The 23,961-nt window shown below is 73.9% G+C and carries 21 protein-coding genes; 6 read left to right on the forward strand and 15 right to left on the reverse strand.

Annotated elements, in window-relative coordinates; genetic code table 11:
• Positions 1-13: 13 nt before the first annotated feature.
• Positions 14-580 carry a DJ-1/PfpI family protein gene (locus ACFY0I_RS05250; protein ID WP_388890377.1) on the reverse strand — a complete coding sequence of 189 codons (567 nt, stop codon included), beginning with the start codon at positions 578-580 and terminating at the stop codon, positions 14-16.
• A gap of 219 nt (positions 581-799) precedes the next feature.
• Here ACFY0I_RS05250 and ACFY0I_RS05255 point away from each other — a divergent pair, with 219 nt between their 5' ends.
• Positions 800-1,648 carry an endonuclease I family protein gene (locus ACFY0I_RS05255; protein ID WP_388890379.1) on the forward strand — a complete coding sequence of 283 codons (849 nt, stop codon included), beginning with the start codon at positions 800-802 and terminating at the stop codon, positions 1,646-1,648.
• A 140-nt stretch (positions 1,649-1,788) separates the two neighbouring features.
• Here ACFY0I_RS05255 and ACFY0I_RS05260 read toward each other — a convergent pair whose 3' ends face one another.
• A complete protein-coding gene (locus tag ACFY0I_RS05260; protein ID WP_388890382.1) occupies positions 1,789-2,394 on the reverse strand; it encodes a TetR/AcrR family transcriptional regulator in 606 nt (201 codons plus the stop codon).
• 95 nt (positions 2,395-2,489) lie between these two features.
• Here ACFY0I_RS05260 and ACFY0I_RS05265 point away from each other — a divergent pair, with 95 nt between their 5' ends.
• Positions 2,490-2,921 carry a VOC family protein gene (locus tag ACFY0I_RS05265; protein ID WP_388890385.1) on the forward strand — a complete coding sequence of 144 codons (432 nt, stop codon included), beginning with the start codon at positions 2,490-2,492 and terminating at the stop codon, positions 2,919-2,921.
• A 126-nt stretch (positions 2,922-3,047) separates the two neighbouring features.
• On the opposite strand, the gene ACFY0I_RS05270 is transcribed toward ACFY0I_RS05265, so the two are convergent.
• The 6 genes from ACFY0I_RS05270 to ACFY0I_RS05295 form a co-directional block, all read right to left on the reverse strand.
• Entirely contained in the window at positions 3,048-3,431 is a 384-nt protein-coding gene (locus ACFY0I_RS05270) for a hypothetical protein (protein ID WP_388890387.1), read from the reverse strand.
• Between the two features lie 94 nt (positions 3,432-3,525).
• Positions 3,526-4,380 (reverse strand): C40 family peptidase, encoded by an 855-nt coding sequence (locus tag ACFY0I_RS05275; RefSeq protein ID WP_388890390.1) that lies wholly within the window; start codon positions 4,378-4,380, stop codon positions 3,526-3,528.
• 189 nt (positions 4,381-4,569) lie between these two features.
• On the reverse strand, positions 4,570-8,397 hold the full coding sequence (locus tag ACFY0I_RS05280; RefSeq protein WP_388890393.1) for a helix-turn-helix domain-containing protein: 3,828 nt from the start codon (positions 8,395-8,397) through the stop codon (positions 4,570-4,572).
• A 177-nt stretch (positions 8,398-8,574) separates the two neighbouring features.
• Positions 8,575-10,215 (reverse strand): glycoside hydrolase family 20 protein, encoded by a 1,641-nt coding sequence (locus tag ACFY0I_RS05285; protein ID WP_388890396.1) that lies wholly within the window; start codon positions 10,213-10,215, stop codon positions 8,575-8,577.
• A gap of 72 nt (positions 10,216-10,287) precedes the next feature.
• The gene (locus ACFY0I_RS05290; protein ID WP_388890399.1) at positions 10,288-10,722 is read right to left on the reverse strand and encodes a heme-binding protein; all 435 of its coding nucleotides are present in this window, start codon (positions 10,720-10,722) and stop codon (positions 10,288-10,290) included.
• Between the two features lie 46 nt (positions 10,723-10,768).
• Positions 10,769-12,004, reverse strand: a complete 1,236-nt coding sequence (locus ACFY0I_RS05295) for an MFS transporter (protein WP_388890402.1) — start codon at positions 12,002-12,004, stop codon at positions 10,769-10,771.
• A gap of 229 nt (positions 12,005-12,233) precedes the next feature.
• Here ACFY0I_RS05295 and ACFY0I_RS05300 point away from each other — a divergent pair, with 229 nt between their 5' ends.
• Positions 12,234-12,695, forward strand: coding sequence for a MarR family winged helix-turn-helix transcriptional regulator (locus tag ACFY0I_RS05300; protein WP_388890404.1), 462 nt, complete (start codon positions 12,234-12,236; stop codon positions 12,693-12,695).
• Between the two features lie 64 nt (positions 12,696-12,759).
• Here the strand turns inward: ACFY0I_RS05300 and ACFY0I_RS05305 are convergent, their stop codons facing one another.
• From ACFY0I_RS05305 to ACFY0I_RS05320, 4 genes are all read right to left on the reverse strand, one after another.
• Complete coding sequence (locus ACFY0I_RS05305; protein WP_388890406.1) at positions 12,760-13,326, reverse strand: hypothetical protein; 567 nt, start codon at positions 13,324-13,326, stop codon at positions 12,760-12,762.
• The gene (locus ACFY0I_RS05310; RefSeq protein ID WP_388890409.1) at positions 13,323-14,024 is read right to left on the reverse strand and encodes an RNA polymerase sigma factor; all 702 of its coding nucleotides are present in this window, start codon (positions 14,022-14,024) and stop codon (positions 13,323-13,325) included. The genes ACFY0I_RS05305 and ACFY0I_RS05310 overlap by 4 nt, the downstream gene beginning before the upstream one ends.
• A gap of 8 nt (positions 14,025-14,032) precedes the next feature.
• Positions 14,033-14,533, reverse strand: a complete 501-nt coding sequence (locus ACFY0I_RS05315) for an LAETG motif-containing sortase-dependent surface protein (RefSeq protein ID WP_388890412.1) — start codon at positions 14,531-14,533, stop codon at positions 14,033-14,035.
• A gap of 177 nt (positions 14,534-14,710) precedes the next feature.
• The gene (locus ACFY0I_RS05320; RefSeq protein ID WP_388890415.1) at positions 14,711-15,625 is read right to left on the reverse strand and encodes a nitroreductase/quinone reductase family protein; all 915 of its coding nucleotides are present in this window, start codon (positions 15,623-15,625) and stop codon (positions 14,711-14,713) included.
• Between the two features lie 598 nt (positions 15,626-16,223).
• On the opposite strand from ACFY0I_RS05320, the gene ACFY0I_RS05325 reads away from it, so the two are divergent.
• Entirely contained in the window at positions 16,224-17,063 is an 840-nt protein-coding gene (locus ACFY0I_RS05325) for a helix-turn-helix domain-containing protein (RefSeq protein ID WP_388890418.1), read from the forward strand.
• A gap of 57 nt (positions 17,064-17,120) precedes the next feature.
• On the opposite strand, the gene ACFY0I_RS05330 is transcribed toward ACFY0I_RS05325, so the two are convergent.
• The 3 genes from ACFY0I_RS05330 to ACFY0I_RS05340 all read right to left on the reverse strand — a co-directional run bounded on the left by ACFY0I_RS05330 (position 17,121) and on the right by ACFY0I_RS05340 (position 21,813).
• Positions 17,121-17,750, reverse strand: coding sequence for a class I SAM-dependent methyltransferase (locus tag ACFY0I_RS05330; RefSeq protein WP_388890421.1), 630 nt, complete (start codon positions 17,748-17,750; stop codon positions 17,121-17,123).
• A 73-nt stretch (positions 17,751-17,823) separates the two neighbouring features.
• Positions 17,824-21,276, reverse strand: a complete 3,453-nt coding sequence (locus tag ACFY0I_RS05335) for an endo-alpha-N-acetylgalactosaminidase family protein (protein WP_388890424.1) — start codon at positions 21,274-21,276, stop codon at positions 17,824-17,826.
• A gap of 165 nt (positions 21,277-21,441) precedes the next feature.
• A complete protein-coding gene (locus ACFY0I_RS05340) occupies positions 21,442-21,813 on the reverse strand; it encodes a YbjQ family protein (protein WP_388890426.1) in 372 nt (123 codons plus the stop codon).
• A gap of 144 nt (positions 21,814-21,957) precedes the next feature.
• On the opposite strand from ACFY0I_RS05340, the gene ACFY0I_RS05345 reads away from it, so the two are divergent.
• Both ACFY0I_RS05345 and ACFY0I_RS05350 read left to right on the forward strand, forming a co-directional pair.
• Complete coding sequence (locus ACFY0I_RS05345; protein ID WP_388890688.1) at positions 21,958-22,998, forward strand: S66 peptidase family protein; 1,041 nt, start codon at positions 21,958-21,960, stop codon at positions 22,996-22,998.
• 137 nt (positions 22,999-23,135) lie between these two features.
• On the forward strand, positions 23,136-23,957 hold the full coding sequence (locus ACFY0I_RS05350) for an SAM-dependent methyltransferase (protein ID WP_388890429.1): 822 nt from the start codon (positions 23,136-23,138) through the stop codon (positions 23,955-23,957).
• Positions 23,958-23,961: the final 4 nt, after the last annotated feature.

Raw genomic sequence — 23,961 nt, forward strand, 5'->3', positions numbered from 1 at the left:
GCACGCCCGTGGGTCAGTCCTGCGGCGCCTTGGCGCGCAGCACGGTGAGGAACTCCCTCATCCAGGCGGAGTGGTCGGGCCAGGCGCGGGCGGAGACGAGGGTGCCGTCGACGACGGCCTCCGAGTCCTCGAAGGAGGCCCCGGCCGTCCGCATGTCCGGCTCCAGCGCGGGATAGGCGGTGACCCGCCGCCCCTCCAGCACCCCGCTCGCGGCGGTGATCAGCGGGCCGTGACAGATCTGCGCGATCGGCTTGTCGACGTCGGCGAAGCCTGCCAGGATCCGCCGCACCTCGGGGTCGTTGCGCAGGTACTCCGGTGCGCGGCCGCCCGGAACGACCACGGCCGCGTACTCCTCGGGGACGACGTCGGCGAAGGCGATGTCGGCCGGCCAGGTGTAACCCGGCTTCTCCGTGTAGGTGTCGAAGCCCTCCTCGAAGTCGTGCACCACGAACCGCAGCTTCTTGACGGCGGGGGCCGCGATGTGCACCTCGTAGCCCTCCTCGCGCAGGCGCTGGTAGGGGTAGAGGACCTCCAGCGACTCCGCGGCGTCACCGGTCACGATGAGGATCTTCACTGGCATGTACGGCTCCTGTCGGGGCTGTTCGCGCACGGTCGGACCCCACCCGGGGCCACCCGTACCCTGCCCCGCGGGAGGGCCCGAAACACCCTCGGGATCTTCACGCCCGACACATGGAATCAACCTGTAGGGCACATGACAATGTGAACCTCGCTCTGCCACCAGACACCCCGCCAACTGCCATGGCGGGGACGGTGCGTGTGGAGAGGCATCCCCCACGTCATGAGAATCTCCCGTACGGCCACCTGGGCAAGTGCCCTCGCGGCCGCCTCCCTGCTCCTCATACCCGCGACCGCCTCGGCGGTCCAGGAACGGACGGCGGCGGCTCCCCACGCCGGCCAGGTCCACGACACCACCGCGGCCGCCCCGGCGACCGCCGCCGACCCCTACGCGGACTACTGGGCACCCGCCGCGGGCAAGACCGGCGCGGCGCTGAAGTCCGCGCTGCACGGCATCATCAAGAACCAGTCCAAGGTGTCCTACGACGGAGTGTGGAACGCGCTCAAGGTCACCGACCAGGACCCGGCCAACTCCAACAACGTCATCCTGCTCTACTCGGGTCGCTCCCAGTCCAAGTCCACCAACGGTGGCGGCGTCAACGACTGGAACCGCGAGCACGTCTGGGCCAAGAGCCACGGCGACTTCGGCACCGCCACCGGCCCGGGCACCGACCTGCACCACCTGCGGCCCGAGGACGTCACGGTCAACAGCACGCGCGGCAACAAGGACTTCGACAAGGGCGGCAGCCCGGTCTCCGAGGCCGCCGGCAGCTTCACCGACGGGGACTCCTTCGAGCCGCGCAACGCGGTCAAGGGCGACGTCGCACGCATGCTGCTGTACATGGCGGTGCGGTACGAGGGCGGTGACGGCTTCGCCAACCTGGAGATGAACGACAGCGTCAACAACGGCAGCGCGCCCGCGATGGGCCGGATCAGCCTGCTGAAGCAGTGGCACCAGCAGGACCCGCCGGACGCCTTCGAGCAGCGTCGCAACCAGGTCATCTACGACACCTACCAGCACAACCGCAACCCGTTCATCGACCACCCGGAGTGGGTCGGGGCCATCTGGTAGAGGGACCCGGACCGCGCGATGGCCCGGTCCCGGCCCGATCCCGGCTCGTCACCGGGCCGGGACCGGGCCGTCGTCCGCCCCGCGCCCGCGTGATGCCGACATCGGCCCGGCCGGTCGCGCGGCGGCGGGGGACGGGTGCGTCACGGGGCGCGCAGGCCCGACAGGAGGCGGTCGAGGGCGAGTTCCGTGGCCGGCAGGTCGCCGCCGCGGGCCAGCCAGAGCGCGGCCTCGTTCATCGCACCGGAAAGCAGCCGGGCCGCCGGTTCCACCGGCTGGTCGGGGATGACCCCGGCCACGACGAGGGCCGTCAGGGCGTCCGCGAGGTGCCGGGCGGAGTGCTCCTCGTCCAGGGCCCGCCACTCGTCCCAGCCGAGTACCGCCGGCGCGTCCACCAGCAGGATCTGCCGTACCGAGGGGTCGGCCCCCGCGGCCAGGAAGGCCCGACAGCCGGCCCTGAGCTGCTCCCAGGGGTCCTCGTACTCCTGCGCCGCGACCGCGACCCGCTCCCCCAGCTCGCGCTGGACCTCGGCGACGACGGCCCGGAAGAGCCCCGCCTTGCTGTCGAAGTGGTGGTACGCGGCCCCCTTGGTGACCCCGACCGCCTGCGCCACGTCGGCCAGCACGACGTGGTGGTACCCGTCGCCCGCGAACCGCAGCCGCCCTTCGGCCAACAGCGCCCTGCGCGTGGCTTCCCGCTGCTGCGCCCGGTTGACCACCATCGCCCGCACCGCCTTCCCATTTCGCATACCCGGGGTATGCTAGCCCCATCATTCACATACTCCGGGTATGCGAAGAGAGCGGGTCGGCGCCGGACGCCGTCCTGACGTGGAGGAGAACGGTCATGACGAACGCACTCGGCGGCTTCTACCCGGTGATCGCGACCACCGACGTGACCGCCTCCCGGGACTTCTACACCCGCCACCTCGGCTTCGAGATCACCTTCGAGGCCGACTGGTACGTGAGCCTGCGCCGCCCCGACGCCCCCCAGTACGAACTGGCCCTGCTGGACGCCACGCACCCGACCGTCCCCGAGGGACACCGCGTGCCACTGCGCGGGGGCCTCCTGCTGAACTTCGAGGTGGCCGACGTGGACGCCGAACACCACCGCCTCGTGACGGGGGCGGGTCTGGCCGAGCTCCTACCGCTGCGCACGGAGGAGTTCGGCCAGCGGCACTTCATCGTCGGCGCCCCGGACGGCGTCCTGATCGACGTGATCACAGTCGTCCCGCCGTCCGCGCAGTACGCGGCCCAGTACGCCGACGCCCCCGCCTGAGCCCCGTACGACGCCCGCGCCGGGGCTCCGCGCCAGGCCCCCGGCGGGCCACGGCACACGCGCGCGAAGCCGTCCCTCCCCGTGCGGGAAGGGACGGCTTCGTCGAACCGTCGGCCCATCAGCCCGTCAGCACTGGCGCAGGCCCGGCGCGGGGTCGACCGACGTGTGGACGTCCACGGCCGGGACGTTGCCCCACTGGCCGTTGTCCAGCTGGGTCCAGTACCAGATGTTGTTGCCGCCGGGGTGGTTGTCACCGCGACCCCAGCACTGGAACCAGCTGAAGCCCGTGTTCAGCGGGCCGCGCACCGCGGAGCCGTAGGAGCGGTGCTCGTAGCCCTTGGCGCCGGCCCGGTTGCCGCACCACAGCTTGCCGTCGGAGCGGACCCCGCATTCGGCGGCCGCACCCTTCACGGCCGTGGGCGTCGCCATCGCGGGACCGGTCGCGGTGGCCAGGCCGCCCGCCAGGGCGGCTGCGGCGAGACCGAGGGCGATCTTCTTGCGTGCGGACATGCTTCCTCCTTCGAAGGGCTCCGTCGGGAGCCGGTGATGGGTGTGGTGGTGGTGAGGGACGACCGGCGGGTGGTGACCGGCCGACCGTCGGCGGTCAGGGGCAGGTGGGTACGCCGTCCAGCCAGGCGGGGCCCTTGAGGTAGATGTTGGTGATCCACGCCCGGTACTCGGGCAGGTAGGACCAGGCGTCGTTCGTGTAGCCGTCCGCCGTCACCATCTCGGCGCGCTTTTGGCACTCGACGCGCACCGAGGTCGGGCCGGCGAACCGGTGCACCCGTGCGCTGCCCGTGGAGGGTTCCGTGTGGGTCCACACATCGGTGCCCCAGGTGCTGAACGTGCCCGGGGCCCGCGCCGCCGCGTCGATGCGGACCGCGCCCGCGTAGTCCCCGCCCAGCCGCACGTCGCCGACCGCGATCCGGGTACCCGACTGCCGGGCCTCGACCATCTTCCCGGCACCCAGGTAGATCGCGATGTGGTGGACGGAGCCCCCGGACCCCCAGGCAAGGAGGTCCCCCGGCAGCAACGGCGCCGTCCCCTGCCCCGCCGCGAAACGCTGCTTCACCCGCGGGGAGTTGAACTGGTGGTACGCGTTGCCGGACAGCGGATCACCGCCGGCGGCGCGGGCCCAGGCGTACCGGACCAGGCCCGAGCAGTCGAAGCCCAGCCGCTGCGGGTCGTGTTCGCTGGCCGGATCGCTCGGGTCGACCTGGCCGTACGTCGGCCCCGGCTGCGGCCCGTGGCCGCCGCCCCAGCTGTACCAGACGCCGACCTGCTCGCAGGCGGCCCGTACGGCGGCCTCCGCCACCGCCGAGGCGCCGGTGGCGAGCACCCCGCAGGACGCCGCGGGCGCCACCGCCGGCGGCGCCGCCGCCGTGGCGCGAGCGCCTCCCCACCCGGCCAGGAGCAGCACCGCCGCCACCGCCGCCCCCACCGTTCTCCGCATCCCCATGTACGTCTCCCCGTCCCCGTCGCGGTGGTGCCGCGGTGTGGTCCCCGTGATCGCGTTCCGGCGCTCCGCCGGGCACTTCGAGACTGTTCCCCGGCCCCCCTCCGTGTCGAGGACCGCACGGTCGCCCACCGCGACGGGAAACGGGAAACCCTGGGGAAACCCCCTCCCGTCAGGGCTTTTGACCCGCCGTCAGCCCTGTGGGCCGGCGGCGGGCGCGGCGGCCGCGCACGGCGGCCGGTACGGACGTCCCGGCAGCAGGAAACGCCAGCGGTCCGGCGTCGGGTCCCCGATCAGGGTGCAGATCGCGGCCGTCCGCTCCCCCGGGTCCACGGACCAGAAGCGGACGGTCCCGTCGGTGCCGCTGCTCGCCGGGCGTCCGCTGGACGGGTCGTAGGCGATGCCCCACACGGCCCCGCCGTGTCCGGCGAGGGTGGCGACCGGCCGGAAGCCGACCGCGTCCCACAGCCGCACCGTGCCGTCGATGCCGCCGGAGGCCAGGACCCGGCCGTCGGGCCCGTAGGCGACGGCGCGGACCGCGCCGGTGTGCCCGGTGAGGGTGGCGAGGGACCGGCCCGAAGCGGGCTCCCACACCCGGACCGTCCCGTCGTTGGCGCTGCTCGCCAGGCGCGCGCCGGCAGGACTGAAGGACACGCTGCGCACGGCTCCGCCGTGCCCGCGCAGGACCGTCCGCGCGGATCGGCCGGCGACGTCCCAGAGCCGCACGGTCAGGTCGTCGCTCCCGGAGGCCAGGAGCCGTCCGTCCGGGGAGAACGCGACCGCGTTGACGAAGTCCTGGTGCGCGGTCAGGGTGCTCAGCTGGCTCCGTCGAGCGGTGTCCCACAGTTTCACCGTGCGGTCCGCGCTCGCCGACGCGAGGGTGCGGCCGTCCGGTGAGAAAGCCAGCGCGAACACCGATCCGCCGTGCCCGACGAGGGTGGCCAGGAGCGTCCGCCGGGCGCAGTCCCACAACCTGACCGTGCGGTCGGCGCCCGCCGAGGCCACGAGCCGGCCGTCGGGCGAGAACGCCACCGCGAAGACGGCCCCCTGGTGGCCGGTCAACGTCCCGGCGGGGCGGCGCTGTCGCAGGTCCCACAGGCGCACGGCCCGGTCCGCGCCCGCCGAGGCGAGCAGTCGCCCGCCGGGGGCGAACGCCGCCTGCCACACCTCGGCGAAGGGCCGGACCACCAGCGCGGTCCGGCCCGGGTCCCACACCACCGCCGACTGGTCGAACCCGCCGGTGGCCAGCAGGTCGTCCGGTCCTACGGCGACCGCGAGCACGTAGTCGGTGTGCCCGGCGAGGACCTGGGTGACCCGGTGTCCGGCCGTGTCCCACAGCTTGGCGGTGCCGTCGCCGCTCGTGCTGACGACGGTGGTGCCGTCCCGCGTGTAGGCGACGGCGTTGACGTCGTCGCTGTGCCCGCGCAGCACCTCGGTCACCGTGGGGCGGCCCGGGCCCGAGACGTCCCAGATCCGGACGGTACGGTCGGCGCCGCCCGAGGCGACGCCGCGCCCGTCCGGTGCGAAGGCGACCCCGAGCACGCCGTCGTCGTGCCCTTCGAGCACCTCCGCGTGCCCGTCCGCACCGGCGTCGCCCACCTCCCACAGCCGGACCGTCCGATCGGCCGCGCCCGAGACCACCCGCCGCCCGTCCGGGGAGAACGCGACCCCGTGCACGGCGTCGGTGTGCCCGCGCAGGATGCTCCGCTGCTGCCCGGACGCCGTGTCCCACAGGCGTACCGTCGCGTCGACGCCCCCCGTCACGAGGGTCGCGCCGTCGGGCGAGAAGGCCAGGGAACGGACCCCGCCGCCGTGCCCGTAGAGCGTGCCCGCCGGCTGACGGTCCGGCAGCCGCCACAGCCGGACCGTCCCGTCCGCGCTCGCCGACGCCAGCAGCCTGCCGTCCGGGGCGAAGGCCACCCCCAGCACGGGCCCGCCGTGCCCGGTGAGCGTGGCCACCGCCGAGCGGTGGCCGGCGCCGCCCCACAGCCGTACGGTCGCGTCGGCGCTGGCCGTCGCGAGCAGCTTGCCGTCCGGGGCGAAGGCGACCCCGTTGACCGGGCCCGTGTGCCCGGACAGCCGGCCCGTGAAGGCCTGCGCCTGGGTGCTGAGCAGGGCGCCCCGCGCCTCGGTCGTCGGCGCCGTCCGGTACGCCTCCGCCGCCAGCAGCATCGACGCCTCGGGCTGGCCGGAGGCCATCGCCCCGGACCGCACCGCCAGCGCCTGCGACTGCGCGACGAGCCGTTCCTCCACCGCCCGCGACCACTGGTGGAAGGCCAGGCCGCCGGCGGTCAGCGCGACGACCAGCAGCAGGCCCAGCGTCACCAGCAGCCTGCGGCGCGTCCGCGCCCGGCGCAGGGACCGCAGCCGGCGGCCGTGCTCCTCGGCCCGGCTCGCCTCGAGGAACTCGCCCTCCCACGGCCCCGGCGGGTCACGGCCGTCCTGTCGCTCGGCCCATTCCCCGGCCGCCGCCAGCCGGCCGCCCCGGTAGAGGAGTTCCGCGTCCCGGTCGCCGCGCACCCAGGCCGCGGCGGCGTCGGCGAGTTGCTGGCGCAGCAGCAGGCCGGCCCTGTCGGAGTGGATCCATTCGCGCAGCCGGGGCCAGGCCCGGAGCAGGGCCTCGTGGGTGATCCGTACGGCGGACTCCCCGGCCGTCACGAGGCGGGCCCGTACGAAGGCGTCCAGCGCGGCGCCCGCCGCGCCGGCGTCGCGCAGCCCCGCCAACAGCCGGTCGGGGTCGACGCGGCGCCGGGTCTCCACGTCGCCATCGGCGACCCGCACCAAGCGCAACAGCACGCGCCGGGCCGCGTCCTTGCCGGCCGCGTCCAGCCCGGTGAACACGTCCTCCGCCGTGCGCGCCACCGCGCCGCGCAGGCCTCCCGTCGCCTCGTATCCGGCGACCGTGAGGGTGCGGCCCGAGCGGGCGCCCCAGGTCATCAGGAGGGCGTGCGACAACAGCGGAAGGGCGCCCGCCGAACCCGCCGGGGTGCCGTCCTCCGCTCCGGCGTCCCGCGCCAGCAGTTCCACCAGGCCGGGTTCGAGCAACAGTCCGGCCCGCTCCGCGGGCCGGGTGATGGCCGCGCGCAGCTCCTCGGCGGTCATCGGGGCCAGGACGAACACCCCGCGGGTGAACACGTCGGCGAGTTCGGGGTGGTCCAGGCAGCGCCCGCTGAAGTCCGCGCGCAGGCCGAGGACGACGAGTGCGCGGGCGTCGGCGTCGCCGCCGGAGAGGGCGGAGAGTTCGGTGAGCGCGGTGATGAAGGCGCGCCGTTCGGCCTCGTCGCGGCAGAGCGTGAACACCTCCTCGAACTGGTCGACCACCAGGACCAGCGTGGCCCCGTCGGGCGCGGAGCCGTCCTGCTGCCGTGACGTCGGGCCCGGTCCGGTGGCCGACTCCAGCAGCCGTGCCAACTCCCGCATCGGGTGGGCCGTCGGTGTGCAGAGCAGCACCCGCGGCGCCCGGTCCCCGAAGAGTCCGGCGCCGCCCCGCCGCAGGGCGGGCACGAGGCCGGCCCGCAACAGCGAGGACTTGCCGGCTCCCGACGGCGCCACCACCGCCAGGGGACCCTTGCCCGCCTGCCCAGCCAGCCGTTGCAGCAGCGTCGAGGTGGCCCGTTCCCGTCCGAAGAACCAGTCGGCGTCGCCGGGGCCGAACGCGGCCAGTCCCCGGTACGGGCAGGCGGCGGGCTCGGGCTCCGGCCGACGGGCCTGCGGCAGCGTGTCGGGCACCAGGCGGGCCAGCGCACCGCCCGCCCCGAGCGCCTCGTCGAAGCGTTGGGCGAGGTCGGCGGTGGGCGGCTTGCCGCCGTTCTCGATCTTGCTGAGGTAGCCCTTGCTGTAGTGCATGAGGCGGGCCAGCGCGGAGAGCGACAGCCCGCGCTCCGTCCGGACCTGGCGGAGCGCCGCCCCGAAGTCCCCCGCCGGGCCGGCGCCGGCCCCGGCGGCTCCTTCCGCGCCCGTATCCTCCCCGGTCGGGGCGGGCCCCGCGGCTCCGTCCGGCGACCGGTCACGTCCGTCCATGGGCGCCTCCGTTGCGATCGGCGGCCCACGCTAGCGAGGCGCCCGGCGCCCCCGCACCGCGCGCCCACCCGTTCGGCTGAATCCGCGTGGGGGTGGCATGGAACTCCGGTCGGGGGGAACCGCCCCGTTTCGGGAAGGGGCGACGTGGCGACGTACACGGGCCGGCAGGCCCGGGCGCTACGGGGTGCGCAGCCGGTCGGCGAGGGCCTGGAACTGTGGCCAGGGCCGCTGCGGGGGCCGCGCGTCCCACACCTTCTGGGACAGGGCCGCCAGCGGCAGCCGGATGCCGGCCGCCACCTGCGCGGGGGTCTGTGCCCCGGCCAGGTCGGCCCAGATGGCGAGTCGGGCACCGAGTACCTGCGCGTCGTAGCGCGCGGGTACGGCCGTGGTGCCGCGCAGGACCAGCGGGGTCCACTGCTCGTAGATGCGACGGCCCGTGGGATAGGTGAACTCGTTCGGTTCGCCGAGCACGTAGTAGAGGTACTCGTCGTTGAGGTTGACGACCTTGCGGCCCGCGTCGAGGTATTGCAGCGGCGGCCGGGCGCCGATCTCCTTGCCGGTCCAGTACTCGACCTGGAGGTCCGGCGCCGCCGCGACCACTCCCCCGCGGAAGAAGCCGTCGTTCCAGGCCTTGAGGGCCTTGCCCGAAGGGCGGACCACCGCGGCCCGGTCGTTCAGCCAGCCCGTCGCCAGGTCCTGGACCCGGGCCGCGGGGCCGTAGCGCTGCCGGGCGGCTGCCGCGAGCCGGGGGAAGGAGGCCTGCGGGTCGCGGACGACGAGGGCCTGGTACTCGTCGGCGCCCAGGTGCCACGCTCCGGCGGGGAACAGCGGGATGAACTCGCGCAGCAGTTCGTCCACCAGCTTGGCCGACGCCGGGTCGGATATGTCGACCGCGCCCTTGACCGCCTTGCCCTGTACGTCGCGCAATTGCAGGTCGGGGTGGGCGCGCAGGACGGCGCCGAGGTGTCCGGGCGAGTCGATCTCGGGGACGACGGCGATGTGCAGCCGGGCGGCGAGCGCGGTGATCCGGCGGACCTCGGCCTTGGTCAGGTGCGGGGTCGAGACGATCTCGGGATGGCTGTCGGACTGGATCCGGAGGGCCTGGTCGTCGGAGAAGTGCAGGCCCAGCTGATTGAGCTTGAGGTCGGCCATCTCGCGCAGCCGGTCCTCGATCCACTCGGGGGCGAAGTACTTGCGTGCGATGTCGAGGTTGAGGCCGCGCTGCGGTTTGGCGGGCCCGTCCTTGACGGTTCCCTCCGGCGCCGAACCGGCGCCGCGCACCGCCTGCTTGAGGGTGCGGGTGCCGTAGAAGACGCCCGCCTCGTCGGGTCCGGCTATGTGGACCCGGCCGTCCCGGACGGTGAGCGTGTAGGACTCGGCGGGGCCGGATCCCTCGGCGGCGAGGTCCAGTTGGACGTCGCCCGGCTTGACCTCGTCGGACTCCGCGTATCCCAGGCGCAGTTCGCCGGCGAGCAGCTTCCCCTCGTCGGCGAGGGCCGCGCTGTCGGCGGGGGCCACGACGACCCGCGAGCCGGGCGCGGGCTTCCAGCCGGGGCCCCGCGCGGGCTGGTGTTCCCGTACGGCCGGGACGGTGCTCGGAGTGGAGGACATCGGGTACGAGGGTTCCGGCGGGGGCGTCGGATCGGGCGCCGCGCTCGCGGTGGCGGCTCCGGTCGTCGCGGCCGCTCCCGGGGTGGGGGGCGCGGCGGGCGTTCCGGAGGACGCCGAGCAGGCGGGCACCGCGAGGGTGACCAGGGCGGCGGCCGTTGCCGTCGCGATGGTCCTGACTCTCCCGAACTTCCCGGTCGTCTGTCGCATGGTGTGCCCGTATCCCCTGTACCAACCTGGCACGGGGGACACGGGCGCGCGACCCGGGGGCGATGTCGGGGCTCAGACCAGGGCGTCGAGCGCGGCGACGGCGAAGCCGTGGTCCTGGTCGGGGGCGCCGCCGCCGACGCCGATCGCCCCGATGAGCCGGCCGTCGCGGTGGACGGGCAGGCCACCGGCGATGAAGAGGAGCGGCCGGTCGAGGGCGGTGGGCAGGGTGTGGAAGGGCCCGCCGGGCTGCACGGCGTCGACGAGGTCGGCGGTGGGGGCGTCGAGCTGGAGGGCGGTGAAGGCCTTGCGGGTGCTGGTCTCGCCGGAGATCAGTACGGCCCGGTCGTCGCGGCGGAAGGCGAGGAGGTGGCCGCCCGCGTCGAGGACGGTGACGCTGACCGCGACCCCGGCGGCCTCGGCGGCGCCGCGGGCGGCGGCGACGAGCAGGTCGGCGTCCTCGCCGGTCAGGGGGGTGATGGTGGCGCGGGTGGCGGTGGTGTCGGACATGTGGGGCTCCTGTTGCGTGGGAGGGGGCGGGGAGGGAGGGCGGGCGTCAGCGACGGGCTGACACGGGCGCGGGCGCGGGTACCGACGGTGCGGCGCCCGCGGTGACGACGCGGCCGGTTTCCGCCGCCGTGCGGCGTCCCGTACGGCGTTCCAGGGTTCCGGAGACGACGGCGAGGACGAGCGCGGAGGCGGCGAGGGCGGCGCCGACCCAGTTCGGCGCGGTCCAGCCGAGTCCGGCGGCGATCACGAGCCCGCCGAGCCAGGCGGCGAGGGCGTTGCCCAGGTTGAAGGCACCGATGTTGACGGCTGAGGCCAGGGTGGGGGCGCCGGCGGCCTGGTCGAGTACCCGCTTCTGCAACGGGGGCACGGTCGCGAAGCCCAGGGCGCCGATGAGGACGATGGTGATCGCGGCGCCCGCCTTGGTGTGGGCGGTGAGCGTGAAGACGGCCAGTACGAGGGCCAGCGCGCCCAGGGACACGTACAGCATCGGCATCAGCGCGCGGTCGGCGAACCGGCCTCCGACGAGGTTCCCGGCGACCATGCCGAGACCGAAGAGGACGAGCAGCCAGGTCACGGAGGTGTCGGCGAATCCGGCGACGTTGGTCATCATCGGGGTGATGTAGGTGATGGCGGCGAAGACCCCGCCGAAGCCGAGGACGGTCATCGCCATGGCGAGCAGTACCTGCACGTTGCGGAACGCGGCGATCTCGTGGCGGATCCGTACGCCCTCGGGGCGGGGCAGGTCGGGAACCAGGCGGGCGATGCCGAGGAGCCCGAGGACGCCGAGCGCGGCGACGATCAGGAAGGTGACGCGCCAGCCGAGGTGCTGTCCGACGAGGGTGCCGAGCGGCACGCCCACGACGTTGGCGACGGTCAGGCCGGTGAACATCATGGCGATGGCTCCGGCCTTCTTCTCGGGTGCGACGAGCCCGGCGGCGACCACCGAGCCGATCCCGAAGAAGGCGCCGTGGGCCAGGGAGGCGACCACCCGGCCGGTGAGCATGAGGCCGAAGGTGGGGGCGAGCGCGGAGAGCACGTTGCCCACGATGAAGAGGCCCATCAGCAGCATGAGCATGCGCTTGCGGGGGACGCGGGTGCCGAGGACGGTCATCAGCGGGGCGCCGAGGACGACGCCGAGGGCGTAGCCCGTGACCAGCAGGCCGGCCGTGGGGATCGTGACGCCGTATCCGGCGGCGACCTCGGGGAGCAGGCCCATGATCACGAATTCGGTGGTGCCGATCCCGAAGGCCCCGATGGCGAGGGCGAGGAGCGCGAGAGGCATGAGGGAGGTGCCCTTCAGGGTTCGAGTGAGGGGTGGAGGGGTCCGGTGGGGGGTCCGGTGTCCGGTGGGGGTCCGGTCGAAGGCGGCGTCACATGCATGCGTTCGCCGTTTGCCTTCGTCCACATTAATTGCAGACGCGGGATATTTGCAAGCGCGGGCTATTGCGTGTGTGGCCTATCCTGGCGGTACGCGTCGTAGGGCGACGCCACCGGCAAGCGACGGAGGAGTCATGACGGCCACGGACAGCGCACTGACCGCCCTCTCACAGGGCTGGTGCGCCCTCTCCCTCCTCCACGGCCGCATCGAGGCCCACATCGAACGGGCTCTCCAGGCGGGGCACGGATTGAGCGTGCGCGAGTACTCGCTGCTGGACGTGCTCAGCAGGCAGCACAACGGCCCGGGCGGACACCTGCGGATGCACCAGGTCGCGGACTCGGTGGTGCTCAGCCAGAGCGCGACGACCCGCCTGGTCAGCCGGCTGGAGGACCGCGGCCTGCTGAACCGCTACATCTGCGACACCGATCGCCGGGGCATCTACACCGACGTCAGCGCAGCGGGCCTGGCCCTCCTGTCCCAGGCCCGCCCGACCAACGCCACCGCCCTCCGCGAGGCCCTGGACGAAGCCTCCACCCGCCCCGAACTGGCCCCTTTGGTCAAGGCGATCGAGGCCACGGGCTCAACGCGCGCGTAAGGCCGTGCGTGAGGTGCCGACGGCTCTCGCCGCGGACCGTCCTGTTCCGGCCGGCAGGGCCGGGTCAGGTCGCCGGGGAGCTCGGCGTGGGGAAGGGCTTGGCCGCCGAAGGGGATGCAGTGGACGGCGGGACGGAGTTCGCCGGGGTCGTCGCGGGTGCCCGCGACGGTACCGGTGAGGAACCGGACCCCGCGGTGCCCGACGGCGGCATCCGGGACGGACCGACCTGCCCCGAGGGCGACGCCGAGGGCGACGGCACCGCGCCGGGTGCGGGGGACGTCGACGGCCGGCTCGGTGTCGGGGTCGGCTTCGGGGTGGGCGTCGGGCTCGGCGAGGTGAGCTCGGGCGGCGCGGCGGGCGGCACCGGGCGGGGCGCCACCGTGTCGGGCCCGAGCACCAGGTACCCGGCCAGAGCGGCCGCGGCCAGACCGGAGAGTCCGACGAAGGCCCAGGTCGAGCGGCGCCGCCACAGCGCGCGCACCGACAGCCGGCGCAGGTGCGGACCCGGCGGATCGGCGGGCCGGAGCCCGATGACCGTCACCTCGTCCGCCCGCGCGGCCAGGGCCTGCCGCAGTCGGTACTCCACGGGGCGTTCGCCGTCGTGCCGCTCCCTGTCCGTCGTACCCGTCATACCCGGCCCTCCAGAATCCTCTCCAGCGCGTCCAGCCCGCGGCTGGCGTTCGACTTCACCGATCCCCGGCTGATGCCGAGGGTGGCGGCGATCTCCGCCTCGCTCAGATCGGCCCAGTAGCGCAGCACCAGTACCTGGCGGCGGCGCGGGGACAGTTCGCGGAGCGCGGCCAGCACCTCACGGTGCGCCTCCCCGAGGACGACCGACGCCTCGGCGGAGGGCATGTCGGCCGTCACCGGCGGCACCCACGCCCGGGCGGTGCGCCGCCGGCGCAGCACGGAGCGCGAGGTGTTCACCACCGAGGTGCGGAGGTAGCCCAGCGCGTTGTCCACCTCCGTGATCTGTTCTCCGTACCGGCGGTACAGGGCGGTGAAGGCGTCCTGGACCACGTCCTCGGCCGTGGCCGGGTCGTCGACGAGGAGCACCGCGAGGCGGACCATGCCCAGCCGGTGCGCGTGGTAGAGCTCACTGATGGTGGGTTTGGGCGGTGGCTCGTCCGCGCCGCGCGTCCCGTCGTCGCCGAAGGTCCCGGCGTGGTCGTACGTGCGGGCGTGGTCGTACGTGTACGCGTACGGGCGCGTGCCGGGACCGGCCGGCGGGGCGGTGCGGTCGCGGCGCGAGAGCCACCACCACAAGCCCCGCCACGCCCGGGCGAACCCGGGCGTGAGGGGGCCGATGGTTGGTGCGAGGTCGAGCACGGAGGTCCTCAGTTGGCGGCGCGGCGCCGTACGGCGTACAGGGCTCCGCCACCGACGGCGACGAGCCCGGCCGCTCCCGCGCCGAGGGCGACGGTGGTCGCCGAGGAGCCAGTATGCGCCAGCTCGGATCCGCCGGGAGCGGCGGAGGGCGTCGCGGACGGCGTCGCACCCGGGACGGACGGCGACGCGCTGCCCGGCGCGCTGACGCTCGGGCTCGGCTTCGCGCTCGTCGGGGCGGTGGGCTTCGCACTCGCGGGCACGCTCGTGCTCGGGGCGGGCTTCGAGCTCGCCCCGACGCTCGCGGACGGGGTCGGCTTCGCGCCGGCCGGGTGCGTCGGCACGCCGCTGGGCGCGGCGCTCGGGGTCGCACTGGCGGTGGGCACCGGAGCACCGGCCGCCCCCTGCGCGGCCACGGCCGGCCCGCCGAGGACGACGGTCGCTCCCGCGGCGACGGCGAGGGCGACGGCCGCCCGGCGGGCGGAGAGGGGGACGCGCTTGAGGTTCTTCACAGTGGTTCTCCACGGTCGGGTCGAGGGCGCTCAACCACGCCCTTCACCCCCGCACGACGCGCGGCGGTCCGTTCGGTTGTCACCGTTTCCGAAAAACTTTTCCCGGACCGTCCCGGGAGCTCGTCGCCCCGGTTCCGGCACGGGTCCTCGTTCCCCTCCCCCGACCGTTGGCGGCGTTCAGTCGCGGCCCGGCGGCAGCGGCGGCCAGGGGATCTCGGCGAGCAGCGGGATGAGTTCCGCCTCCTCGTGGTCGAGGTGCGCGGTCAGTTCGGCGGTCATCCGTGCCAGTTCGGTGCGGAACCGGTCCGGTTCCGCGATGTGGACGCCGTGGAGCAGGGTCACGAGTTCGGCCTGGATCCGGGCGAGTTCCTCGTGTTCCTCCCGCAGCCGGGCGAACGTGGCGGCCAGGTGCGGGTGGTGGGGGGCCATGCCGGGGAACAGGTGGTCGTCCTCGCTCGCGTGGTGGAACGCGAGGGCCTGGCAGAACGCCAGGCAGCGCTGGCGGATCTGCAGGCCGAGTCCCGGCGGCGGCGGCTCGCCCGGGCCGGTGTGCGAGGCGCGGGCGGTGAAGTGGGCTTCGGTCTCGACGCCCACGTGCCGCAGTTGGGCCCGCAGCCAGCTGTGGACCTCCATGACCTTGGCCGCGAGGTCGCGGACCTCTCCGGGAGACTGCCACCCGTCGGGGTCGGCCGGTCCGAGGAGCACGACCGGCAGGATCCGGTCCGTCGCGTCCTGGTAATCCCCGTATCCGGGCTCGGCGTCGAGCACGTGGGCGAAGAGTTCCTCCCGCCTCGCCCCTTCGGCCGGGACGGCGAGGGCTTCGAAGCTTTCGGCGCCGAGCTCCACCCGTACCTGGGGGTGGGCGAGGAGGTTGTGGTACCAGTCGGGGTGGTGGGGGGCGCCGAGGTTGGAGGCGACGACGAGGAGGCCCTCGCCGTGGCGGACGAAACCGAGCGGCGTGGTCCGCTCGGCGCCCGACCTCGCGCCGGTGGTGGTCAGCAGGAGCAGCTCCGATCCCTCGAACGGGCCGCCCACCTTCCCCCCGTGGGCTCGGAACTCCTCGATGACGGACTGGTTGAAGGACGTGGGCACGACTGTTTCCCTCTCAGGGCGGGAGCGGGCACGCCACCGGGCCGACGGTACGGACCGGGGCGAGGCGCGGCAGGGCGGGGCAGGCATGCGGACGGAGGATCCCGCCGACGCCGAACGGCGCGGCGGGGTCGTGGTGGCATGCCCGGGGGGGGGTGGAGGTGCTGCGGAGCTGTGCGGGGCCGGTGTGCGGCCGCGAAGGCGTCAGCTGCGGGGCGCGGAGCTCTGGCTCAAGGCGCGTCCTCGGGTGTGAAGGGTGTTCGCCCGATCACCGGCCGGCCCACTGCTCTGTGGCCGGAGTCACGCGACACCGGGCACCATTAGACGCACTGTGCAGGCCCCTGTCAACGTCGATGATCTTGACGTTGCTTCCGCGGGGCCGCGCCGAGCAGGGCCGCTCCTTCCTCGATCTCGCCCGTCGACCCGGCGGCGTGGCCGAGGAGCAGCCCCGGCGGGCCCGGCCGCCCCCGGTGCCAGGTGGTGGTCGCCGGTCCCGCGCCGGGGGTGCGGCCCGGCAGCGGCGGCCCGAGCCGGGACCCCGGGGTGGGACGGGGGCCGCGGCCCCTTGAGCACCACCGGGCCCGTGGATCACAATCCGCAGATGCCGACGCCTCCGTACAACAGCTGGATGCGGTACTTCTCGCCGACCGCGGGGCATCGCCGGCTCGGCCTGGTCTGCCTCGGCGTGGGCGTGCAGGAGGGCGAACTCCCGGTGGTGGGGCCCCGGTTCCTGGACCACCACGTGGCCGTCGTCGTCACCCGGGGCCGGGGCTGGTTCGCCCACGCCGGGCGGCCGCCCCAGCCGGTCACCGCGCCGGCCCTGCTGTGGCTGGTGCCGGGGGTCGAGCACCACTACGGCCCGGGCCCGGGCGGCTGGGACGAGTGCTTCGTCGACTTCGCGGGACCGGCCGTGGCGGCGTACACGGACCTCGGCTACGTGACCCCCGACCGTCCCCTGGTGCCGCTGAGCGCAACGGCCGGGGTGCGGCACGTCGTCGACGGGATCGTCCGCGCCGCCCGGAGCGGCGGGCCGCTGCTGGAGGTGGAGGCCGCCGCCGCCGTGCACGCGTTGCTCGTGGCGTTGCGCTATGCCCGCGCCGAGGTGTCCCGGCACGGGGACGCGGTGATGGAGGCCCTGGCCAGGGACGCGCTGCTGCCGATCCCGGTCGCGGAGCACGCCGCGCGCCTCGGCATCACCTTGGCGGAACTGCGCGGCGCCGTCCGGCGCACCACCGGCGAGGGGGTCAAGGAGTACCTCCTCGGGATCAGGCTGAGCCGCGCGAAGGAACTCCTGGCGCGCACCGACCTGCCGGTGGCCGGGATAGCGCGCCGGGTGGGCTACGAGGACCCCGCGTACTTCAGCCGCCTGTTCAGCCGCCGCGTCGGGACGGCGCCGGTGCGCTTCCGCGCCCAGCAGGCGGGCCGCCCTCCGCTGCCCTGACGCACCGGGCGATCGTGCCGACGGCTCCGGAGCGCCTCCCGGACGGACCGGTCCGGCTCAGGCCGGCCGGTGCGCGTAGCAGAACAGGTGTTCCTCGGGGCCCGCGAGCGGGTCGGTCGGGGTGAAGAACGCCGTGTGGTGGCGCACCACGTCGAGGCCCGCCTCCGCGAGCAGCGAGAGGTGGACTTCCGTGGAGAGGCTGCTGACGGTGACCGGGTGGCCCATCCACTCGATGTCCAGGCCCCGGATGTCACCGGGCACCGTGGCCAGCACGAAGTAGCCGCCGGGCACCACCCAGGACGCCATGCGGCGCAGCGCCGCCGCGATGTCCGGTTGGTCCATGACGAGCAGCGGGAAGAAGGAGCACACCGCGTCGTACCCGCCCGGCCGCGGCGCGTACGTGCGTACGTCGGCCTGGTCGAAGCGGGCCCCGGGGACCCGGGCGCGGGCCGCTTCGACCATCGCCGCCGAGACGTCGATGCCGGTGACGGCGTGTCCCGCCCGGGCCAGCACCTCGGCGGTGGGCCGGCCGGTGCCGCTGCCGACGTCCAGCACCCGGGCGCCGGCGGGAAGCCGTTCCGCGAGCCAGTCGAGGGCTTCGAGCTGGCCGGGGACCTGCCCGAACAGGTCCTCGTACCGTTCCCCCAGTGCGTCGAACACCTCTGCCGCTGACTTGCGTCGGGTCATCGCTCCTCCTCGTCCCGGGAGGCCACCGTACTGGCGGTCGGCGCCGGCCGGGGCCACTTGCGGTGTTCCGGCGTCAGGGCCGGTGGCCGACGTTGAGCTCGGCGAGGGAGGTCCAGGGGTTGCCGCCCACCTCCCTCGTGACCTTGAGCCGGACGTAGCGCGCGGCCCTCGGGGCGAAGGTCACGTCCTGCTGGGCGGCGCCGTCGGCGAACGTGCCGGAGGCGGCGGGCGTTCCCCAGTTCACCCCGTCGACGGAAGTGAACACCTGGTGGTCGGCGATGCGTCCGTTGCTCTGTGTCCGGCGGGGCAGGAGGTGCAGGGCGCTGACGTCGTAGGTGGCTCCGAGGTCGAGGGTGATCTCGTGCGGCATCGGCGCGGTGGCCCCGTACCACCGGGTGTGCCAGAGCGTGGCGGCGTCGCCGTCCAGGACGTTGGCGGCGGCGCCGTTCTCGCCGGTCGTCTCCTGGCTGTCCACGGCGCTGACCCGCATCCGGTCCTGGGGGACGAGGAGTTCGCCGCCGCCGGCCGGACCGAGGTCATCGACGGTCAGATCGTCGAGGACGAAGTCGGCCTCGTTGTGGGAGCCTTCCGGGCTGATCTTGCGCAGGCCGATCCAGGCGTCGGCGCCGGCGGTGAAGGTCCGGGTGAAGGTGGTGGGGGTGCGGGCCTCGCCGAGCACGGTGGACGTCTCGGTGGTGCCCGCTCCGGTGACGAACCGGTAGTCGTCGGCGAAGCCGTTCTCGTAGGTGAAGGTCACCCGGTAGGAGCGTCCCTGGGTGAGCCGGAGGGTCTGGGGCAGCGTGCGGTACACGAGGCCGGTGCGTTCCTCGTGCGATTTGAGGGAGTTCCGGCCGCCGATCACGTCGTCGACGAGCTTGCCGTTCCATCCCGCCTGCGTGTAGGGCGCGTTGCGCTGCGCGATGTGCGTACGGGGGTCCGTGGCCGATCCGCCGGCGCCTCCGAGGACGAAGGGGCCCCAGCCGGCGTCGACGCTCTCGAAGTCCTCGGCGAACCAGTGTCCACCCGCCGGGGTGCGGGCGGAGCGGACCACCCGTACGTCGTCCAGCGACACCGTGCCCGCTCCGGTGGCGGCGGACAGGGCGAGGTCGGCCGTGGACCCGCCTGCCGGAACGTCGAAGGACACTTTCATCCGCTGCATCCGCGTGCCGTTCTTCTCGCTACCGCCCAGGGTGTTCACGAGCGGTGAGGAGTCCGCGTACACGGACGCGGCGGGTCCGCCGCCCGCCGGCGTGACGGTGAGGCCGGCGGCCCGACCGGTGGAGGTGGAGACCCAGACGGAGGCGGTGTACGTGCCGGGGGTCAGGCCGGTGAGCTGCTGGGAGACGGTCCCGGAGGCCCCGGCGGCGAAGGTGAGTTCCTGCTGGCCCATGGTGTTGCGGACGACGGCGGCGCCGGTTCCCGTGACGGTCCAGGCAGAGAGGTCGCCCGCGTGGAAGGAGGGGTCCTTCACGGGCGTGCCCTCGCCCCAGTGGGGGGCGGGCCGGTCGGGCGCGGCGCCGTCGGTGACCACGTAGGCGGTGCGGGCGGCGGCGTCGACGGTGATCCGGCCGCCGGTGACGGGGAGGTCGCCGACGAGCCGGCGTCCGGTGTCGGTCAGCCGGTAGAGCTTCGGTGCGGTCCAGCCGGCCGGGAGGTTCCAGGTGGTGACGCCGCCCGCGTCGTTCCAGTGGTAGAGCTTGCCGTCGCGCGGGAGGAGGTAGGCGGAGCCGCTGAGGACGGTGCGGCCGTCGGTGGTGATCCTGCGGGTGCCGCCCGAGGTGGTCACGGTGGTTCCGTTGGCCAGGGTGATCGTGTCGGCGGTCCACTTCACGATCGGGGACTCCTGGAGGTACTTGGTCGGCAGGTTCACGCCGAAGGTGGTGCGGAGGAAGGCCGGGTAGTCCTTCTTGCCCTGCCAGCCCTCGTAGGCGCTCACCTCGGCGCCGCCGAGCAGCGGGTGGCGGGCGATCCAGTCGTCCTTGGTGTGGTTGGCGAGGAAGCGGGCGATGGTGGAGTTGATGCCCTTCAGATCGCTGCCGCCGTAGTTGACGTCGGTGGCCCAGTGGTGCCAGAGCGACTGTTCGGTGAGGGTGTGGGGGAACTCGGTGGCGAGTTGCAGGCCGAGTCCGGAGATCTCGCGCTGGAGCTGCCGCGAGACGTAGCCGTCGCCGTACCAGACGTCGACGTAGAGGAAGTCGAGTCCGGGCGCGGCCGCCTTGAGGTCCGCCAGGCGCCGCAGCCGTTGGCCGGACTGACCGTCCTTGCGGGTGTCCACGTAGTACGACTGGTCGAGCCAGTCCCAGCCGAGGCCGCCGCTGTGACGGGCGGGGTCGAAGGTGTCCGAGACGGGATACTCCTCGGTGGCGTTGACGTGGACGCCGAAGTCGGCGTTGTAGGCCTGCCCGACGGTGGTGAGCGTGTTGAGGTCCGCGGCGCCGCCGAGCTTGGCGCCGATGTCCTCGTAGTCCATGTGGGCCGAGTCGTGGCCCTCCGAGGCGTAGCCCTTCAACAGGACGAACTGGCCCAGGTGGTCGGTGGCGAGGGCCACCCGCTTGGTCTCGTCGAGGGTCTGCGCGAAGGGGTGGGTGGCCTGGGAGGCGAAGTTGAACGGGATGCGCTGGACGACGCGGCGCGCGGTGTCCTGGGCGCCGGTGGGCGGGGTCCAAATGTCGCGGTGGGCGATGGCCGCGTCCTGCCAGTCGACGACGGAGTCCGCGTTGCGGTCGGCGGTGATCGCGACCCTGGCGTACGGGAGGGGTTCGGTGTCGGCGTCCGCCGCGCCCTGGGCCCGGTACAGCCAGGCGCCGCTCCACAGGCCGGCCCGCCGGTAGGCCCCCTGGTCGGTGATCTGCTTGGCGATCCGTCCGTTCTCGCGGGCGGCGCCGCCCGACGGCTGGTCGTGGAGGGAGTTGGACTCGATGGCCGCGGCCAGCCGGCCGGTGTTGAGCATGCCGTACATGACGGTGCCGGCGGCGGCGTCGACGGCGGTGGTGCCCGTGACCGGGGTGAAGGTGTCACCGGTTCCGGTGGTGGCGGTGTGCATGGTCGCCGTCGACAGTGCGGCGCCCGGCTGGTCGCTGCGGACGCTGACGAGGGTGTGGTCGGGGATCGAGAGGCTGCGCACCCGCAGGGCGGGCGTGTCCTCGATCGCGGTGACCTTGAACTCCACGACCGAACCCGTCACGGACAGGCGGAATCTGACGGTCACTCCGGAGAAGTTCAGCGCGTAGTCGACGGCCGACGCGGAGGCGACCGCGGTGACCGCGGGCGTGTGCGCGGTCCCGTTGACGAGGATCGCGCCCAGCGGATCCTCGTTGCCGTGGAGCACGTCGCCGGTGGCGCGCCGGGTGTAGCCGATGACGCGGGGGAAGGCGCCGTCCACGGCGACGGACAGCTCGGCCGAGGTGATCGTCAGCGGGGCGGCGCCGGGCGCCGCCGGCGGGGCGACCGCCTCGGGCGCGGAGCCGAGCAGGGTGGCGATGAGGCCGGCGACCGCTGTCGCGGCCGGCCAGAGGGGGGTGCGCATCGGGCCTCCGGGAGTCGGCGCTTCCTGACGCGGAAGACCGCACGACTGCCGGAGCCGTGCGGTCCGCTCACTGATCTGTCAGCTTGCGGACCGCACGGCTGTCGGCCCATGGACAAAGCGCGTCGCCGTCCTGGACTTACGGGGTGGGGGCGGGCGGGCGCCCGGTCAGGAAGCCGGCACCAGCACGACCGCCGTGCCGTAGGCGCACACCTCGGTGCCGATGTCCGCGGCTTCGGTGACGTCGAAGCGCATCATCAGCACCGCGTTCGCGCCGCGCGCCTTGGCCTGGTCGATGAGGCGGTCCATGGCCTGGTTGCGGGTTTCGACGAGGGTCTTGGTCAGGCCCTTCAGCTCGCCGCCGATCATGGACTTCAGCCCCGCGCCGATCTGGCTGCCCAGGTGCCGGGAGCGCACGGTGAGTCCGAAGACCTCTCCGATGACCTGCTCGACCCGGTATCCGGGGACGTCGTTGGTGGTGACCACCAGTACGCCGGTCTGCTGGGCGCCGGGCCCGCCGCCGTAGTCTTCAATACCCATGGGCCCACTGTGGCGCGACCCACGCCGCCCCGCATCCGCAACCCGGACCGCGACGCACGTCCGTTCGATTCGGCGGCCGTCGGAGGGCTCCGCGCAACTCCTTCGGGACCGGCCCGCGGCCTCGTCTACGATCACCCGATGACCATGATCGAGCCCGTTCACCCGGCCAAGCCCCGCCCCGGCGACCTGGTCGCGGTGGTGTCCCCCTCGGCAGGGCTGCCCGGCCTGTTCCCGCTGCCGCACGAGCTGGGCCTGCGCAGGCTCCGCGAGGACTTCGGGCTGCGGACCGTGGAGTATCCGACCACCCGGCGCCTCGGCGCGACGCCGGCGGAACGGGCCGCGGACCTCCATGCGGCCTTCGCGGACCCCGAGGTCAAGGCCGTGATCGCCAGCATCGGCGGCGACGACCAGATCGCCGTCCTGCCGTACCTGGACCGCGAGCTGCTCGCCGCCCACCCCAAGCCCTTCTTCGGGTACAGCGACAACACCAACCTGCTGCTGTTCCTGCGGGACCTCGGCATGGTCGCCTACCACGGCGGCTCGGTGATGGTCGAGCTGGGCCGACCCGGGAAGCTGCACCCGGCGACGGCGGCCTCGCTCCGCGCGGCGCTGTTCACCTCGGGCCCGTACGAACTCACCCCGGCGTCCGCCTCGGGGGACGTCAACAGCCCCTGGGACGACCCGCGCACCTTCGACTCGGAACCGCCGACGGAGCCGGTCGACGGCTGGACCTGGTACGGCGGTGACCGGGTCGTCGAGGGCCCCGGCTGGGGCGGCAACCTGGAGATCCTCGCCCAACTCCTGATGGCAGGCCGCATCGGGCCCTCGGCATCCCACGCGGGCCGGGTCCTGTTCCTGGAGACCTCGGAGGACATGCCGCGCGCCGAGGAGGTGTACCGCGTCCTGCGGAGCATGGGCGAGCGCGGGCTCCTGCGGCAGTTCCCCGCGCTGCTGATGGGGCGGGCCAAGAGCTGGTCGTTCGACAACCTCCTCGACCCGTCGGGCAGGGCCCTGTTCCGGCAGCGGCAGCGGGAGGCCGTCCTGCGGGCGCTGCGGGAGTACGCCCCGGACACGACGGCCGTGTTCGACGTCGACCTCGGCCACACCGACCCGCAACTCGTGGTGCCGGTCGGCGGAAACATCCGGGTGGACGGACCGGCGCGGCGGATCGTCGTCACCTACTGAGGGCCGACGACATCACCGGGCGGCCACCGCCCGCAGGACGGCCGGAACCGGGTACGGACCATTGGCAGGGGTACCGGGCACTCCCTACCATGGGCCGGTTCCACGGCACAGGCCCGACAGGGCCACGAGGAGGGCACATGGACTTAGGGCAGAACCCCCAGCCACCCGTGATCGACATGCACACCCCGAGCGTGGCGCGCATGTACGACTGGCTCCTGGGCGGCGTGGAGAACTACGACAGCGACCGCACCGCCTGCGCCAAGTTGCTGGAGATCGCGCCCAGCACCCAGCTCCTGGCCCGGAACAACCGGGCGTTCCTCACCCGGGTCGTGCGGACCCTCGTCGAGGACTACGGCATCCGGCAGTTCCTCGACCACGGATCCGGCCTCCCCACCCAGGACAACGTCCACGAGGTGGCCCAGCGCGTCGATCCCCGCTGCAAGGTCGCGTACGTCGACAACGATCCGATGGTCCTCGCGCACGCCCAGACGACCCTCCACGACAACGCGGGCACCCTGGTCATCTCGCGGGACATGCGGGACACGGAATCGATCCGGCGGGCGACGGACACCTTCCTGGACTGGGAGGCACCGATGGCCGCCCTGTTCGTGTCGGTCCTGCACTGCATCCCGGACACCGGCGACGAGTTGGATCCGGCGGCGGTCGTGCGCCGGACCGCGGCCATGCTGCCGCCGGGCAGCTTCATGGTGATCTGCCAGCTCGTCAGCGACGATCCGGTCGTGCGTGAGGACGTCACCCGACTCATGGACGTGAGCACGCACGGCCATTGGGGCCGGGTGCGCGAAACCCACGAGGTGGAGCGGTACTTCGACGGGCTGGACATCCTCGAACCGCGCCTGGTCGACGTGGTCGACTGGCGGCCCGACAGCACTCCGCCCCCCGCCGAGCTCCGACCGAAGGACTGGGTCGAATGGGGCGGCGTGGGTCGCCTGCGCTGAACCC

Origin of the sequence: Streptomyces sp. NPDC001568, from assembly GCF_042893755.1 — a bacterium.
In the GTDB taxonomy this organism is placed as follows: domain Bacteria; phylum Actinomycetota; class Actinomycetes; order Streptomycetales; family Streptomycetaceae; genus Streptomyces.